This window comes from Thermosynechococcus sp. HY213, from assembly GCF_031460975.1.
Taxonomy (GTDB): Bacteria; Cyanobacteriota; Cyanobacteriia; order Thermosynechococcales; family Thermosynechococcaceae; genus Thermosynechococcus.
In genome coordinates, this window is sequence record NZ_JAVKVB010000003.1 from 55,824 (window position 1) to 70,780 (window position 14,957).

Annotated in this window: 9 protein-coding genes and 2 pseudogenes; 5 read left to right on the forward strand and 6 right to left on the reverse strand. The window is 54.9% G+C overall.

Annotated elements, in window-relative coordinates:
- Positions 1-7: 7 nt before the first annotated feature.
- Together RHK62_RS00975 and RHK62_RS00980 are read left to right on the forward strand one after the other, a co-directional pair.
- Positions 8-2,206 (forward strand): phosphoketolase, encoded by a 2,199-nt coding sequence (locus tag RHK62_RS00975; protein ID WP_206200674.1) that lies wholly within the window; start codon positions 8-10, stop codon positions 2,204-2,206.
- A 6-nt stretch (positions 2,207-2,212) separates the two neighbouring features.
- Complete coding sequence (locus tag RHK62_RS00980; RefSeq protein ID WP_206200675.1) at positions 2,213-3,403, forward strand: Coenzyme F420 hydrogenase/dehydrogenase, beta subunit C-terminal domain; 1,191 nt, start codon at positions 2,213-2,215, stop codon at positions 3,401-3,403.
- Between the two features lie 73 nt (positions 3,404-3,476).
- On the opposite strand, the gene psbA (RHK62_RS00985) is transcribed toward RHK62_RS00980, so the two are convergent.
- Positions 3,477-4,559, reverse strand: coding sequence for a photosystem II q(b) protein (psbA, locus tag RHK62_RS00985; RefSeq protein WP_181494996.1), 1,083 nt, complete (start codon positions 4,557-4,559; stop codon positions 3,477-3,479).
- A 312-nt stretch (positions 4,560-4,871) separates the two neighbouring features.
- The gene (gene psbA / locus RHK62_RS00990) at positions 4,872-5,954 is read right to left on the reverse strand and encodes a photosystem II q(b) protein (RefSeq protein ID WP_206200677.1); all 1,083 of its coding nucleotides are present in this window, start codon (positions 5,952-5,954) and stop codon (positions 4,872-4,874) included.
- Positions 5,955-6,217: 263 nt separating this feature from the next.
- Here psbA (RHK62_RS00990) and RHK62_RS00995 point away from each other — a divergent pair, with 263 nt between their 5' ends.
- Both RHK62_RS00995 and RHK62_RS01000 read left to right on the forward strand, forming a co-directional pair.
- Positions 6,218-7,405 (forward strand): TRC40/GET3/ArsA family transport-energizing ATPase, encoded by a 1,188-nt coding sequence (locus tag RHK62_RS00995; protein WP_206200678.1) that lies wholly within the window; start codon positions 6,218-6,220, stop codon positions 7,403-7,405.
- Between the two features lie 19 nt (positions 7,406-7,424).
- Positions 7,425-8,126: an ABC transporter ATP-binding protein gene (locus tag RHK62_RS01000; RefSeq protein ID WP_399377877.1), complete on the forward strand. Its 702-nt coding sequence runs from the start codon at positions 7,425-7,427 to the stop codon at positions 8,124-8,126.
- Here the strand turns inward: RHK62_RS01000 and RHK62_RS01005 are convergent.
- Positions 8,123-8,416, reverse strand: a complete 294-nt coding sequence (locus RHK62_RS01005) for a DUF3082 domain-containing protein (RefSeq protein WP_206200680.1) — start codon at positions 8,414-8,416, stop codon at positions 8,123-8,125. The two genes, RHK62_RS01000 and RHK62_RS01005, sit on opposite strands and share 4 nt — an antisense overlap.
- A complete protein-coding gene (purD, locus tag RHK62_RS01010) occupies positions 8,413-9,717 on the reverse strand; it encodes a phosphoribosylamine--glycine ligase (RefSeq protein ID WP_310453131.1) in 1,305 nt (434 codons plus the stop codon). Before purD ends, RHK62_RS01005 begins: the two co-directional genes overlap by 4 nt.
- A gap of 559 nt (positions 9,718-10,276) precedes the next feature.
- On the opposite strand from purD, the pseudogene RHK62_RS01020 reads away from it, so the two are divergent.
- Positions 10,277-10,952 (forward strand): annotated as a pseudogene (locus tag RHK62_RS01020) (IS630 transposase-related protein).
- Here RHK62_RS01020 and RHK62_RS01025 read toward each other — a convergent pair.
- Positions 10,905-11,456, reverse strand: a pseudogene (locus tag RHK62_RS01025) (type III restriction endonuclease subunit R); the annotation flags it as partial. The pseudogenes RHK62_RS01020 and RHK62_RS01025 overlap by 48 nt on opposite strands.
- Positions 11,457-11,521: 65 nt before the next feature.
- Positions 11,522-14,956, reverse strand: a complete 3,435-nt coding sequence (locus RHK62_RS01030) for a DEAD/DEAH box helicase family protein (protein WP_310453133.1) — start codon at positions 14,954-14,956, stop codon at positions 11,522-11,524.
- Position 14,957 lies beyond the last annotated feature (1 nt).

The window sequence follows — 14,957 nt, forward strand, 5'->3', positions numbered from 1 at the left end:
AAGGTCTATGACAGCGGTAACTTCGGTGCCCAGTTTCTGTGAAGGAATCCAGTATTTTGGCGACGATTGGCCAGACTGGGATCGCTATGGTCAAACACCGCTTCTGAATGCCCAACAGCCTGCCCTTACCGACTTAGACGCCACCGAGGCCGCCTATCAAACGCTGCTCTATGCCGATGCCCTCCGCTATCTGATCTTACAGATGACCGGCAGTAAAGCCTCAGGTCACCCCGGCGGGTTTGCCAGCCAAGCGGAAGCCTATGCCGCCCTAGTGATGTTGGGGCACAAGAATATCATCACGGAAGTGGGGCACCATGCCCCCGGCTTCTATGCCGCCATGTTCTTGGATCGCTCCCTCGAAAAAATGGGCATTTATACGGTTCAAGACCTGCGCGATCGCTTCCGCGAAAAACATGGCCTTCTGGGTCATCTCTCTGGCTATATTCCGGGAATTCTTGCCCCCGCCGGCCCCCTCGGACAGGGGCAGCACTTTGCCATGGCCGCTGCTTGGTTGCACCGCCAGACCCTCTTTCCCTTCACCTTAGGCGATGGCGGTCTGGGGGAACCCTACGTCATGAGCAGTATGGCCCACTTCCACACGGCTTTCCCAGAGGTCACCAACTTCCTGCCTGTCCTCGTGTGGAATGGCTTTAGCCAAGAGCACCACAGCATGGTCTCCCGCAAAACCAATCCCGAAATGATGGCCTACTGGCACGGCAATGGCTTCCAAGAGGTGGTGCTGGTGGATGCCAAGGACTTTGATGATAGCGACCAAGAGGGGGATTACGTTGATAGCACGCTCTTTTCCTTTGGTCAGCGATTGGCCTTCATGCAGGCGGTGCTCAAGGGGGTACAGGAGGCGGCGCGATCGGCTCTCTCCGGCAAGTTAACGGTCTTTATCCTCAAGCAACTGAAAGGCGCCGGCGTGCATGCCAAGGGGGCAAAATCCCATAACCTCTATGCCCAGCACACCCTCGACAACCCCGATATTGTCAATGCCCTGAAAGCCCGTGCCCTGTCTCCCGCTGCTTGGGAACTGGTGCGCCAAAACTGTGTTGCTGCGGCCGGTGGGCCTGCGGCAGAGGTGGTGGTCACTGAGCAGGTCTTAGATTTACCGCCCCTTGGGGAGATTTCCCTTGAGGCCTATGCCTTGGGGGAAAACAAAGTAGCCACAACGGCGATGGGGCGCATGGTGGCAGAAGTGGGACAGCGCGATCGCCGCTATCTGGTCACGAATGCCGATGGCAATGAGGCCTCTGGCATTGGCAACATCAACCAAGCCCTGAAGATCATTCACCCGACCACGGATCCCCTCTACAATCAAGTGCCCAATGGCCAAGTCTATGAACCCCTCAGCGAAGATGCCTGTGCCGGTCTAGCGGCAGGGCTTTGCTTGATGGGCAGCCGCAGTCTTTGGTGCTCCTATGAGTCCTTTGCCATTAATGGTCTCCCCATTTGGCAAACCGTCACCCAAGCCATGGCAGAGCTGCGCCGTCCGACGCCAGCCACAGTAACCCTCTTTACCGCCGGTGCCCTTGAGCAGGGGCGCAATGGCTGGACGCACCAACGCCCAGAAATCGAAGCCTACTACGCTGCCCTATTGCGCAATGGCAATGTCTTTGTCCTCTTTCCGCCGGATGCCAACAGCATTCAAGTGTGCTACCGCTGGGCACTCACAGCACAAAACAAGGGGATTGCCATCTTTGCCAGTAAAACACCGCTGCCGGTGCGCACCACGTTTGCCCAAACCGAACAGGCCCTTGATGAGGGCGCGGTAACCCTCTACGAGTCTGCTAGTGGTCGTGCCACATTGGTGCTAGCGGTGCTAGGGGATATGATTTTGCAGCCCGTGTATAGTGCCCTACCCCAGTTGGAACAGCTCGGCTATCGGGTGCGCATTGTCTCGGTCATTAACCCCCGCCGCCTATATCGGCCTACGGATGTGGCTTGGCAAACCTGTGCCGAACCCGATGGTGGCTTTGCCGATGAGGCCACCTTCCAACGACTTTTTGGTGGTGATGCCCTTTTGGGAGTCACGGGCGGGCCTGCGGCACTGTTGGAGCCAATTCTTTTGCGTGCCACCTGTCCCCGCGATGTCTTGGCTTGGCAACGGGGAGAAACGACGGCTAGCCCCGCCGAACTCATGGCCTACAATGGCCTCACTCCCGAAGCGATTTGCGATCGCGCCCGTTCACTGCTGAAGTAAGTGCCCATGACTGCTGCCCATCAAAAAGCCCGTGCCCTCAAGCCCGGCAGCCCTCGCCCCGCCAAAGCCCTCTGTAGCGAGTGTGGTCTTTGCGACACCTACTATATCCACTACGTCAAAGAGGCCTGTGCCTTCCTCAATCAGCAGTTTGAGACTCTCGAGCAGCAAAGTCATGGCCGTGCCCGTGATCTTGACAATTGGGATGAGTGCTACTTTGGCGTTCACCAGCAGATGATGGCGGCTCGCAAAACCGAACCCATTGCGGGGGCGCAGTGGACGGGCATCGTCAGCAGTATTGCCATTGCCATGCTGGAGTCGGGGCGGGTTGAAGGGGTGGTCTGCGTTCAAAATAGCGAGAGCGATCGCTTTACCCCCAAGCCCGTGATTGCCCGCAGCCGTGAAGAGATTCTCGCTGCTCGCGTCAATAAACCGACCCTGTCTCCCAATCTATCGGTTCTCGAGCAGGTGGAACAATCTGGACTCAGGCGGCTGTTGGTGATTGGGGTTGGCTGTCAAATTCAGGCGCTGCGAGCGGTACAGGACAAACTGGGTCTTGAAAAGCTCTACGTCCTAGGCACTCCCTGCGTGGACAATGTCACCCGTGCCGGTCTGCAAAAATTCCTAGAAACCACCAGCCGATCGCCCGCAACCGTCATTTACTACGAGTTCATGCAAGACTTTCGGGTGCATTTCAAGCACAGCGACGGCTCCACGGAAACCGTGCCCTTCTTTGGCCTCAAGACCAATCAACTCAAGGATGTCTTTGCCCCCTCCTGCATGAGTTGCTTTGACTACGTGAATGGCCTTGCCGATCTGGTCGTGGGCTACATGGGCGCCCCCTTTGGTTGGCAGTGGCTGGTGGTGCGCAACGAGCTTGGCCAAGAAATGCTTGACCTCGTGCGCGATCAGTTAGACATTCAGCCTGTTACGAGTGCCGGCGATCGCCACGCTGCCGTGCAACAAAGCATTCCTGCCTACGATAAAGGCGTCACGCTCCCCATGTGGGCGGCGAAACTAGTCGGCCTAGTAATTGAGCGCATTGGTCCCAAAGGGCTTGAATATGCCCGCTTTTCCATTGACTCCCACTTCACCCGCAACTATCTCTATGTGCGGCGCAACTATCCCCAAAAACTGGCTGCTCACGTGCCCGCCTTTGCCAAAAAAATTGTTGATCAGTATCAACTCCCTGCTCAATAATCGCGACAAAAAAAGCCCCCCTGTGGGGAGCGATATTTGGACTTATCACTAGAGAGGTTTAGGAGCGACCTGTTTAGGCTTCAATGCTTGGGGCAATCATCGCCACAGGAGCCGATTCACCGCTTGCCAAGTCGAGGGGGAAGTTGTGGGCATTACGTTCGTGCATCACCTCAATCCCAATGTTGGCGCGGTTGATGATGTCGGCCCAAGTATTGATGACATTCCCTTGCGCATCCACAACGGAGTGGTTGAAGTTGAAGCCATTGAGGTTAAAGGCCATCGTGCTAATGCCAAGGGCAGCAAACCAGATGCCCACCACTGGCCAAGCAGCGAGGAAGAAGTGCAGCGAGCGGCTATTGTTGAAACTGGCGTATTGGAAGATCAGCCGACCAAAGTAACCGTGAGCTGCCACGATGTTGTAGGTTTCTTCCTCTTGACCAAACTTGTAGCCATAGTTGGTGGATTCGGTTTCGGTGGTTTCACGGATCAGGCTGGAGGTCACCAGAGAACCGTGCATAGCGGCAAACAGGGCACCACCAAAGACACCCGCCACACCCAGCATGTGGAAGGGGTGCATGAGGATGTTGTGCTCAGCTTGGAACACAATCATGAAGTTAAACGTACCGGAAATGCCCAGCATCAGGCCATCGGAAAAGCTGCCTTGACCAATGGGGTAGATCAACAGCACAGCCGTTGCCGCTGCCACGGGAGCCGAGAAGGCCACGGGAATCCAAGGCCGCATCCCCAGACGGTAGCTGAGTTCCCATTCCCGACCCATGTAGCAGAAAATGCCGATCAGGAAGTGGAAAACAATCAGTTGATAAGGACCACCGTTGTAGAGCCACTCATCGAGGGAAGCAGCATCCCAGATCGGGTAGAGGTGTAGCCCAATGGCATTAGAGGAGGGCACCACTGCCGCTGTAATGATGTTGTTGCCATAGAGCAAGGAGCCAGAGACAGGCTCACGGATACCATCAATATCCACGGGGGGTGCCGCAATAAAAGCAATGACAAAGCAAATCGTTGCGGCAAGGAGCGTCGGGATCATGATCACCCCAAACCAGCCAATATAAAGGCGGTTTTCTGTGCTGGTAATCCAATCGCAAAAACGCTCCCACAGATTCGCTGTCTGACGACGTTGCAGAACTGTAGTCATAGTCGTTATGAATCCATGAATAACAACAGAACTTAAGCAGCAGCAACGAACGCTGCAAGCTCCTATTTATTGATTATATGGTTATATTTCTGAGCGGCAAGGGGTTTGAGGTCGGCTTTTATAGAATCAAAAGACCTTTGTCTATCCATTGACTTTTATCAATCTTTTAGATTGACGTTGGGCGGGTAGCAGCGTCTCTGAGACGTGGTTTCTTACCGTGTTGAGCGTGTTAATGCCTGTGGGCTATAACGCAATAAAAAACCGCCCCTAGGGCAGGAGCGGCTGTGTCAAAGTTCAGCAGATGAGTGTTGCTTAGCTGTTGATGCTGGGAGCAATCATGGCCACAGGAGCAGATTCAGCGCTAGCCAAGTCGAGGGGGAAGTTGTGAGCATTGCGCTCGTGCATCACTTCCATACCCAAGTTGGCACGGTTGATGATGTCTGCCCAGGTGTTGATCACGTTGCCCTTGGCATCAATGACCGAGTGGTTGAAGTTAAACCCGTTGAGGTTGAAGGCCATCGTGCTGATACCCAGAGCGGTGAACCAAACCCCGACCACCGGCCAAGCGGCGAGGAAGAAGTGCAGCGCACGGCTGTTGTTGAAGCTGGCGTATTGGAAGATCAAGCGACCAAAGTAACCGTGGGCAGCCACGATGTTGTAGGTTTCTTCCTCTTGACCGAATTTGTAGCCGTAGTTGGTGGATTCCGTTTCGGTGGTTTCACGGATCAGGCTGGAGGTCACCAGAGAACCGTGCATGGCGGAGAACAGTGCGCCACCAAAGACACCGGCCACACCCAATTGGTGGAAGGGGTGCATTAGGATGTTGTGCTCAGCTTGGAACACAATCATGAAGTTGAAGGTACCGGAGATACCGAGGGGCATCCCGTCAGAGAAGCTGCCTTGACCAATGGGGTAGATCAAGAAGACCGCAAAGGCAGAGGCCAAGGGAGCGGAGTAGGCCACGCAAATCCAAGGCCGCATACCGAGGCGGTAGCTGAGTTCCCACTGGCGCCCCATGTAGCAGGAGGCACCCAACAGGAAGTGGAAGACAATCAACTGGTAGGGGCCACCGTTGTAGAGCCACTCATCGAGGGAAGCAGCTTCCCAAATGGGGTAGAAGTGCAAGCCAATGGCGTTGCTGGTGGGCACCACTGCACCAGTGATGATGTTGTTGCCATAGAGCAAGGAGCCAGAAACAGGCTCACGGATGCCATCGATGTCCACAGGGGGAGCAGCGATGAAAGCAATCACAAAGCAAATGGTTGCGGCCAGCAGGGTGGGGATCATAATCACACCGAACCAGCCCACATAGAGGCGGTTATCGGTGCTGGTCACCCAGTTACAAAACCGCTCCCACAAATTCGCGCTTTCGCGACGTTGGAGAGTTGTGGTCATAGTCGTGATAAGTCCAAATATATTTCCCGTTACAAACCCTTGAAAACAGTTATAAACTGCAAGGGCTTAAGCATTAACTTAATATTTGCCCCAAGGGATCGGGGAGAGGCCTAAATTATTGTTAGTAAAGCTAAATAAGTAGTTGTATTTATTTATTTTTCTTAATGATTTTATTTCCATTGATTGCGAGCGATCGCCCCCCCTGAGGACAAGCTCAAGGGTTAAGATATTTTAAGCAACCGTGTTTAGGGCAGGGCCTTCCCATGCGCGTAATTTTAATGACTGGCAAAGGTGGCGTTGGTAAAACCTCAGTGGCGGCAGCAACGGGGTTACGCTGTGCTGAGTTGGGGTACAAAACGCTGGTGCTGAGCACCGATCCCGCCCACTCCCTTGCTGATAGTTTTGACCTTGAATTGGGGCATGTCCCTGTGCCCGTCGCCGAAAATCTCTGGGGAGCGGAACTCGATGCTCTCATGGAACTGGAGGACAACTGGGGTGCGGTGAAGCGCTACATTACCCAAGTCTTGCAGGCGCGCGGGCTAGAGGGCGTTCAAGCTGAAGAATTGGCGATTTTGCCGGGGATGGATGAAATTTTTGCCCTTGTGCGCATGAAACGCCACTATGACGAAGGCCAATACGATGTCTTAATTATTGACTCTGCCCCCACAGGTACGGCACTGCGGCTGTTGAGTCTACCCGAGGTGAGCGGCTGGTACATGCGCCGCTTCTATAAACCCCTACAGCGGATGTCCGTGGCCTTGCGACCGATTGTGGAGCCAATTTTCAAGCCCTTGGTGGGGTTCTCTTTGCCCGATCAAGAGGTGATGGATGCGCCCTATGAATTCTATGAGCAGATTGAAGCCCTCGAAAAAGTCCTCACCGACAACACGCAAACCTCAGTGCGCTTGGTCACCAATCCAGAAAAGATGGTGATTAAGGAGTCGCTGCGCGCCCATGCCTATCTTAGCCTCTATAACGTGGCCACCGACTTAGTCATTGCAAACCGTATTCTGCCGAACACGGTACAGGATCCCTTCTTTGCCCGCTGGAAAGAAATGCAGCAGCAATACCGTCAAGAAATTCACGACAATTTCCGCCCGCTACCGGTGAAGGAAGTGCCCCTGTTTGCTGAGGAACTCTGTGGTTTAGCGGCACTGCACCGCCTGAAGGAGACCCTCTACGCTGATGAAGATCCAGCTCAGGTTTATTACCAAGAGCAAACGATTCGGGTGGTGCCCAGTGATGGCCAGTACAGCCTTGAACTCTATCTACCGGGGGTACCCAAGGAAAAAATTGAACTGAACAAGACGGCAGATGAGTTGAATATCCGCATTGGTAACCATCGTCGTAATATGGTGCTCCCCCAAGGATTAGCAGCACTGCAACCGGTGGGCGCGAAAATGGAGGCGGACTACCTGAAAATCCGCTTTGCTAGTGCCACCAGTAGCTAATTCGGCTAATCAATGACTGATGAGACTTGCCACTGTGACAACAACTGGGCTGGCGATCGCCACCACCAATCTGACTAAAGTTTATCGTTCTGGCCATCACGAGACCCCTGTTCTTCAGGGCATTAACCTGCAAATCCAGCGCGGTTATATCCATCTGCTAATGGGACCTTCGGGGTCAGGGAAAACCACCCTGCTCTCGATTTTGGCTGGCATTCTTGCCCCCACCAGTGGCCAAGTGGTTGTCTTAGGCCAAGAGATTACGCAACTGTCCAAGGCTGCACTGGCAAAATTTCGGCTGCAAAATATTGGCTTTGTCTTTCAGAGTTTTAATCTTTTCCCCGCCTTGACCGCACTGGAAAATGTTGAAATTGCCCTCAATCTTAAGGGCATTAAAGGTAAAAAAGCGAAGGAACAGGCAGCAGCGCTTCTCAAGGCCGTTGGCTTGGGCGATCGCCTCGACTTTGTGCCCGCAAATCTTTCTGGGGGTCAGAAACAGCGAGTGGCCATTGCCCGTGCCCTAGCGGGTGAGCCGCAGATTATTTTTGCTGATGAACCGACGGCTTCCCTGGATTCCCAAAATGGCCAACAGGTGATCAAAATTCTCTACAAGCTAGCAAAGCAAAAAGGCTGCACAGTGTTGATTGTTACCCATGATCCACGGATTACAGCCATTGCCGATCGCATCACCAAAATCGAAGATGGCAAAATTAGCGACGGTTAAGCCTGCTCCCGTTGTACCCAGCGTTCCCAAAGCAGTTGCAGCGTCAGCGCCACCAGACCCACGGCAATAATGCTAAAGACCCCCGTTGCGAGGGTACACAAGCCCACCACAAGGGTGCGCACGGCCACGGCCAAGCTATAAACCAGTTGATTGTGGTAGCTCACTGCGTGAGTGGCAAAGACGTAGGCGATCGCCCCTGTTAGCCGATAAAGGAGAATCCCAAGCGTGCCAGCAATCAGCGCACCAGTTAAACAGCGTAATGGGTTAGTTTTTGGGGGGAGGAGGGTCATGGATGGTATTCACCTTTGTGAGCCGATGATTCCAGAATACGGTAGCCAATGTCACGACGATAGTAGCAGTCGGCAAATTCAATGGCGCTGACGCCCGCATAGGCCTTGGCTTGAGCCGTGGCAAAATCAGGAGCCAAAGCGGTAATGTTCAATACCCGACCGCCATTGGTGTACCATTGCCCCTCTTGCCAGCGCGTTCCAGCATGGAAAACGAGAACCCCTTGGGCGATCGCTGCGGGAATACCCTGAATCACATCCCCCTTGCGGTAACTCCCCGGATAGCCCCCCGCCGCCATCACGACGGATAGAGCTACCTCATTGCGCCATTGCAACGCTCCCAAACTGGCTAAGCGTCTCTCGACACAGGCCAAGAGCACCTCAATCAGAGGGGTTTCCAAGAGGGGGAGGACGACTTGGGTTTCAGGATCACCAAAGCGACAGTTAAATTCCACCACGTAGGGATCCCCTGCGGACGTCACCATCAGACCGGCATAGAGCACCCCACAGTAGTGGATTCCCCGATCCTGCAACGCCCCAAGGGCAGGTTCAAGAATCGTCTGTTGAATTCGTTGCATTAACTCTGGTGTCACCCAAGGGACAGGGGCATAGACCCCCATTCCTCCAGTATTTGGACCTGTGTCCCCTTCGCCAATGCGCTTGTGGTCTTGGGCGGGCAGCAGCGGCAGAATGGTTTTGCCATCCGTAACGGCGAGTACGGAGACCTCTTGCCCCTCTAGTACTGATTCAATGACCACCTGTTGACCAGCGGCGCCAAATTCACCCCCAAAAATCCGCTCGAGGGCAGCGATCGCCTCCCCTTCGGTGGCCGCTACCGTCACTCCTTTACCTGCCGCTAAACCATCGGCCTTAATGACAATGGGTGCCCCTTGGGCTTGAACATAACGAGAGGCCGCCTCATAATTGTCAAACACTGCTGCTTTGGCCGTAGGAATCTGAGCCGCCTGCATGAGCGCCTTTGCCCAAGCTTTACTGGCTTCAATTTGTGCGCCGGCCTTGACCGGCCCAAACACAGGGATGTTCAACGCCTGTAGGTGATCGGCCAAACCCACTGCCAAGGGAACCTCTGGCCCGACAACCACTAAATCAACGTTATTCTCTTTGGCAAATTCACCAATACCCGTGAGGTCGGTGGCTGCAATGGCCACATTCTCACACCGCTCCAGGCAGGCTGTGCCCCCATTACCGGGGAGACAATAGACCTGTGTCACGCGAGGAGAATCGAGTAATTTCCAAGCGATCGCGTGCTCTCGACCACCACTGCCAACGACAACGACCTTCACAGATGCACTCCAAAAAGATAAGCCATATTTTGAAATCAATCTTCAGGAGACTATCAAGTTTATCAGTCAATAGGCAACGTTCTCTCCAAAGGTAAAATGATTGGCTTATTCCTTTGCAGAAGTATTGAACAACAGTTTGAAGAGGTAGGAAAAAGAGAAGAAATATTGTATTCTTCCCTTAAAAGATTAAAAAACAGTCAATTTACTATGGCATCTTTTGGAGCTATTGTCAAGTCTATTCTCAGGCGCCTCAGCCCTTGCGACTATCCCGTCCTGAACTCACAACTGCTCTTCAAAATCTGGCTGACGTACATTTTGGACGCCAGCTTAAACAGTATGAGAGCCTTGTTTTATCGGCTCAATCAGTCAGGAATAACAGCCGTTTTCACAAGGATGACGAGAAACAGTAATCTGGCTATGGCGTAAAGTTACGTCCTATCAAGATATTGACCCGAATAGGAAACGGCTGTTCAGGTAGATATAGCTATTTCGAAAGGGAGTGAGATATTTTCAAGAGGGATAGGCTATACTCAAAGCGTCATGAATGTTACTCAAGAATATGAGCTATAGCTTGGACTTACGAGAGCGGGTTGTCTCCTATATCAAGCAAGGTGGCAAAATCAGTGAAGCGACTCAAATTTTTCAGGTCAGTCGCGCCACCATCCATCGCTGGCTGAAGCGAGAGGACTTAGCGCCCACGGTTGTCCCCCGTCGTCCTTGGAAACTGGATTGGGCGGCCTTAGCAGCGGATGTTGCTACCCATCCCGATGACCGTTTAATCGACCGTGCCCAGCGATCGAGTGGAGTCTGAGTATGGGTGGTCAGCGCGAGGCCAACGAATTGATGGAGAGCGAGCGGGGAAGCGTCAGAAAAGAGAGAGTTTAGTCGCAGGACGGTATAGATACCAGAAAGACTTCATCGCCCCAATGCTGTTTTCAGGATATTTGAATGCGTTATGTGAGTTGGTTGAGTCAGTACTGTTTGCCGGCGTTAAAGAGACCGTCGTTGTTTTAAAGAGACCGTCGTTGTTGATGATGGATAATGCACCGATTCATCCCCAAGGGGGGATGCAGGCAGTGGTGAAAGCGGCGGGTCACGCGGTGTTATTTTTACCGAAATACTCTCCTGATTTGAATGTGATTGAGCACGACTTCAGTGTGTTGAAGCGAGCGCGGATGTATGCAGGGTCAAACAGTTCGATTGATGAGGTGATTCGCAAGTATTGTGCTGGATAATGTCTCATTCTTTATTGGAATAGCTATATCCTGAATCTCACCGGGCGTCTTCGCTACTTCCGCGCGCCATCGCCCGAAGCCGCCGTGCGCGTTCACAGCTTCGCACCACTCTGCAAGATACTGACGCTTCACCTTGTCCTGCTCCGTATCCTGACCCTTTGTTTCTAGAATCAGATGATCACCGTTCTTCAGCCGCACCAGGAAATCAGGCCGATACTTGCGCACCACACCACGATAAACGTAGAGCACTTCGAAGCCTAGGTGGTCATTCTTGACCCAGGCAGCCACCGCGTCACTGCTGTCGAGCGCGAAGGCGTCGGACGCTTCCCATGTGCTGTCGTAGACGCAGACGTTGATATGGGATTTCTCCGTGCGCTCGCAGGGCTTGCCCGTGTACCAAGTGCGCATCTCGCCTGTGGAGCGGATAGGATGATCGCGGTCGAAGACCGGCTCGATGCGATCGGTGTTCTCCTGCCGAACCGCCTCCCATATATGCTGCACGACTTCTTCTCTCGCTTCCACCTCATCAAGCACCTTCGAGGCGATGTGCAGGATGCGCCTCAGAGTCATCAGGAGCGAGCCAGTTCGTGGAGCGCCGCGAGTGCCTGCAACCATTCCCTCAGCGCCCTCCACGCCTCGTCAGGATCGGTCAACGCAACCTCAGCGTGGGCTACCCGCGTATTACGGAATTTGTTAACGCGCTCCAACACCTGGTAGAGTGCGCCGAATTTCGGGGATGAAAAGGTCTGACGGACTGCTTTCCATATCCCATCGGCGAGCATTTCGCTCTGACGGGCGTAATCCAGACAAAAGAGCAGCGTCCCCAGACGTTGGATAGAGCGGCCAAAGACCAAGTTATCGCGTAGATAGCGCTGGTTTTTCTCTAACAGCGACTGCTCGCGCGGATTCAGGTGGCTCAGGTCAGGGCTAAAGAAGGCGATAGAGGCATCTTTGTTTGCCGGGATAACGGGCCTGAGCCGTTTTTCCAAAATGCGCAGGGCATAGTCGTCCAGCGAACCCAGGAGCGGTTGAAAGGCATGAGCCAGGGTAGGATGTCGGGATTGAATCGCATGGTCCAGTAGCGACACAGCCTGGCGCATCAGGTCAGCGATCTCTGCCGGCGGTTGCGCAACGCCGGCTTCTTGCAGGACGCGCTGAAACAAGGCTTCGGATTCCGATTGAACGGTGGCTTTTTGCAGGGGCAACGTCTGTTGCTTTGTTTTCCACTCCTCCAGCAGGGTCTTCAAAGACGGCTCGCAGGTGCGCGCCAGCTCTGCAATGGTGGTAGCTGTTCCCTGCTGGAAAAGGTGATAGGGCACATAGAGGTAATGCCAGCGCGCCTCCTCGCTGGATGCAGTCTTGCACCACTCCGCCGCAGCGCTGGCTTTGAGCGGTACCAGCTCATCCTGGCGGCCCTTCAATTCCACCAGATAATGGTCACCACCTTCCGCGCGTACAATGAAGTCAGGGACATAGAACGCACGTTGGCCGTCTGGCTTCAGATAGTCTATCATCAACTTCTGTGGACCAGCGTTTTTTGCAAAGGCCACCACGTCTTGCGCCGTGTCCAGAAAATCGGTGAACACCTGCTCAAAATCGTTGTCACAGGGCACGAGGTTGAACATGGTGCGCTGTGCGGGCAGGGCAGGGCGCTTGTTGTGGCTGGTAGCCTGATAGGGTTTCCAGGTGGAGAGACGCTGCCCGCGGCTGATGCGCTGGCGCTTTTTCTGGCGCACCGTCTTTTCCAGAATTAGCGGCGTAAAGGTGGCGCGGATGTGTTCGAGCACATCCAGGTCACGCATCCGGTGGTCTACTTCGCCGCTATACAGGCCCACCGGGCGCTCAAACAGTACCTCGGCGATAAAACGTTCGACCAACGGAGCCAGTACCTGATGTGGGTTGCTGATACGGCAGGTGCGCCCCAACATCTGGGCAAAGTAGGCCGGCGCCGACCAAGCGTTGTTCAACAGCCCAGCATCCAACTTCATCGTGGCCACGATCTCGTCGGTGAACAGGTGTCGCTCTTTATACTCAATATACTCAATGGGGCCTTCCCGTTTTTCCCCGATGGGTAACGGCTGGAACCTAGCGTGAAACGCCTCACGCACCTCCTCAAAGGTCAGCCCCTGCAGATCCTGGGTGGTCTCAACGGCATCGGTAAGCAACGGGATTTCGATCTCCAGTGCCTCCACGTCCTTGTGCTCGTGGTCCACGAAAATCGTGACCGTCTGCTTGAAGACCTCCCGCACCGGCAATACGGCAATATCCAGCCCCTCTTGTGCCAGTTCATCCTCATAGAGTTTGCGGAAGGCAGGATGTTCAATAACAGTAACGATCTCCGGCGTCTCACCCAGGGGGAACATGCGGCGCAGGCCGCGCCCTAGGGTCTGTTCCGGTAAGATGCCCGATTTGGCGGAGTAAGGGCGCAGGGGCACGATTGTGGTCACGTTGCGCACATCCCAGCCCTCGCGCAGCATCATCACCGAAACCACGCAGCGGAATTTGCTATCGGGACTATCCAGTTCGCGGGACATCTCGCGCAGCGCCCGGAGGTCGTCCGGCTTCATAGCCGTTTCGTTTTCCACGAATTCCTTATAGGTTCTGCCGCCGCGGGTCACCTTCTTGATGCGGCCTTTCAGGCGGGTATGGATGTTGAGCACGCGCCCTTTGAGCAAGGGGAAAGCATCGCTATCCAGATAATCGGCGATTTCGTTGGCAGCCTGGGCGTCCTCCGTCATCACAAAGAGCAAAGGTTTGCGCACTTTGCCCAATTCATCGTAGGTTCTGGCATAGCGCTGATAGCCTAATTGCAGGTGCATTCCGTAGCGTTCGTGGGCCGGCGTCTTCTTATCGCCGCGCACGACGAGTTCCTCCGATTCGCCTAGGACTGGCACTTTGACGATGCCAGCATCCACCGCTTCACCCAAAGGGAAGTCCACCACGATGTGACGAAAGAGCGAGCCGTCGTTGTGTTTGGGCGTGGCCGTAAAGTCCAGTTGCAGACACAGGCCTCGTTGGCCGCGCCGAAGGCTTTCTTCGTGCAGGGCGTCAATGGCACGGTTCCAGGCAAGGTCGGGATCGTGCAGGTGGTGGGCCTCGTCGTTGAGCACCATCAGGCGCGGATGGGTGGTGATGCGCGCCCGCAGGCTTTCCCCCGTGTCCAGCGCCCGGCCACGCACCACCGGCGGCCCAAAAATGGCGGACGCCCCTTCCTCAGATGTCTCCCCGCCGTTGTCGCGGCTGGGATAGAGACGGTGGATGTTGGTCAGGTAGATGGCGCCGGTCGTCGTCGCGCCGCCGGGTTCATCCTGCAGCACCACCTGCATCTGAAAGTCAGTCCGCCATTCTTCCGGGATAAGCGGGTCCGCATAAAAGATGGCGCAATTCTCAAAGTCGTCTTTCAGGCGCTCATAGACGGTCAGGTTGGGCGCGATGACCACGAAATGCCGCGCTAGGTCGGAGTTCGGTTCGTAGAGGCTGTGAAAGTAACTCCAGACGACGGCAAGGCTCATAATCTTGGTCTTTCCCGCGCCGGTGGCGATCTTGGCGCAGTACCTCGCCCAGCGATCCTGCTCCGGCGGGATGCCCAAAGCTAGGTCGGCCAGTTGTCCATCGCCGAATTCAGTGAGCAATCCGGCCACGTTGCGCACGCGGCGCAGTTCGTAGAGATAGATGAAGGTCTCGATGGCCTCCCGCTGCGCCCAGTGATAGCGGAAAGGGATCAGGTCGCCGGCTTCGTTCTTGACCAGATGCTCGTTGTTGAACCAGTGATTCAGCAGCGTGCGGGAAGTCTCGCAAACGCCGGCATAGCCGCCCCGCCGCCAGGCATCCACCTCGGCGCGGATAGCGCGCACCAGCGGCATCTTGCTAGGACGGCGCCCCGGCGCGATGATGGCCGGTTGCCCGGGCTGCGGGTTGGGCAGGCGATGCATCGTCGGCTCTTCCCACGGCTTGAAGAGCGGCTCTAGGGCAGAGACATTCTGCTGCGTGACTTCAAAGGGCATA

Bases quoted from the DNA above. Each gene is read 5' to 3' on its own strand.
- RHK62_RS01000 (WP_399377877.1), top strand. From the start codon at position 7,425: ATGAGACTTGCCACTGTGACAACAACTGGGCTGGCGATCGCCACCACC.
- RHK62_RS01005 (WP_206200680.1), bottom strand. From the start codon at position 8,416: ATGACCCTCCTCCCCCCAAAAACTAACCCATTACGCTGTTTAACTGGT.
- RHK62_RS00995 (WP_206200678.1), top strand. From the start codon at position 6,218: ATGCGCGTAATTTTAATGACTGGCAAAGGTGGCGTTGGTAAAACCTCA.
- psbA (WP_206200677.1), bottom strand. From the start codon at position 5,954: ATGACCACAACTCTCCAACGTCGCGAAAGCGCGAATTTGTGGGAGCGG.
- RHK62_RS01030 (WP_310453133.1), bottom strand. From the start codon at position 14,956: ATGCCCTTTGAAGTCACGCAGCAGAATGTCTCTGCCCTAGAGCCGCTC.
- RHK62_RS00975 (WP_206200674.1), top strand. From the start codon at position 8: ATGACAGCGGTAACTTCGGTGCCCAGTTTCTGTGAAGGAATCCAGTAT.
- RHK62_RS00980 (WP_206200675.1), top strand. From the start codon at position 2,213: ATGACTGCTGCCCATCAAAAAGCCCGTGCCCTCAAGCCCGGCAGCCCT.
- psbA (WP_181494996.1), bottom strand. From the start codon at position 4,559: ATGACTACAGTTCTGCAACGTCGTCAGACAGCGAATCTGTGGGAGCGT.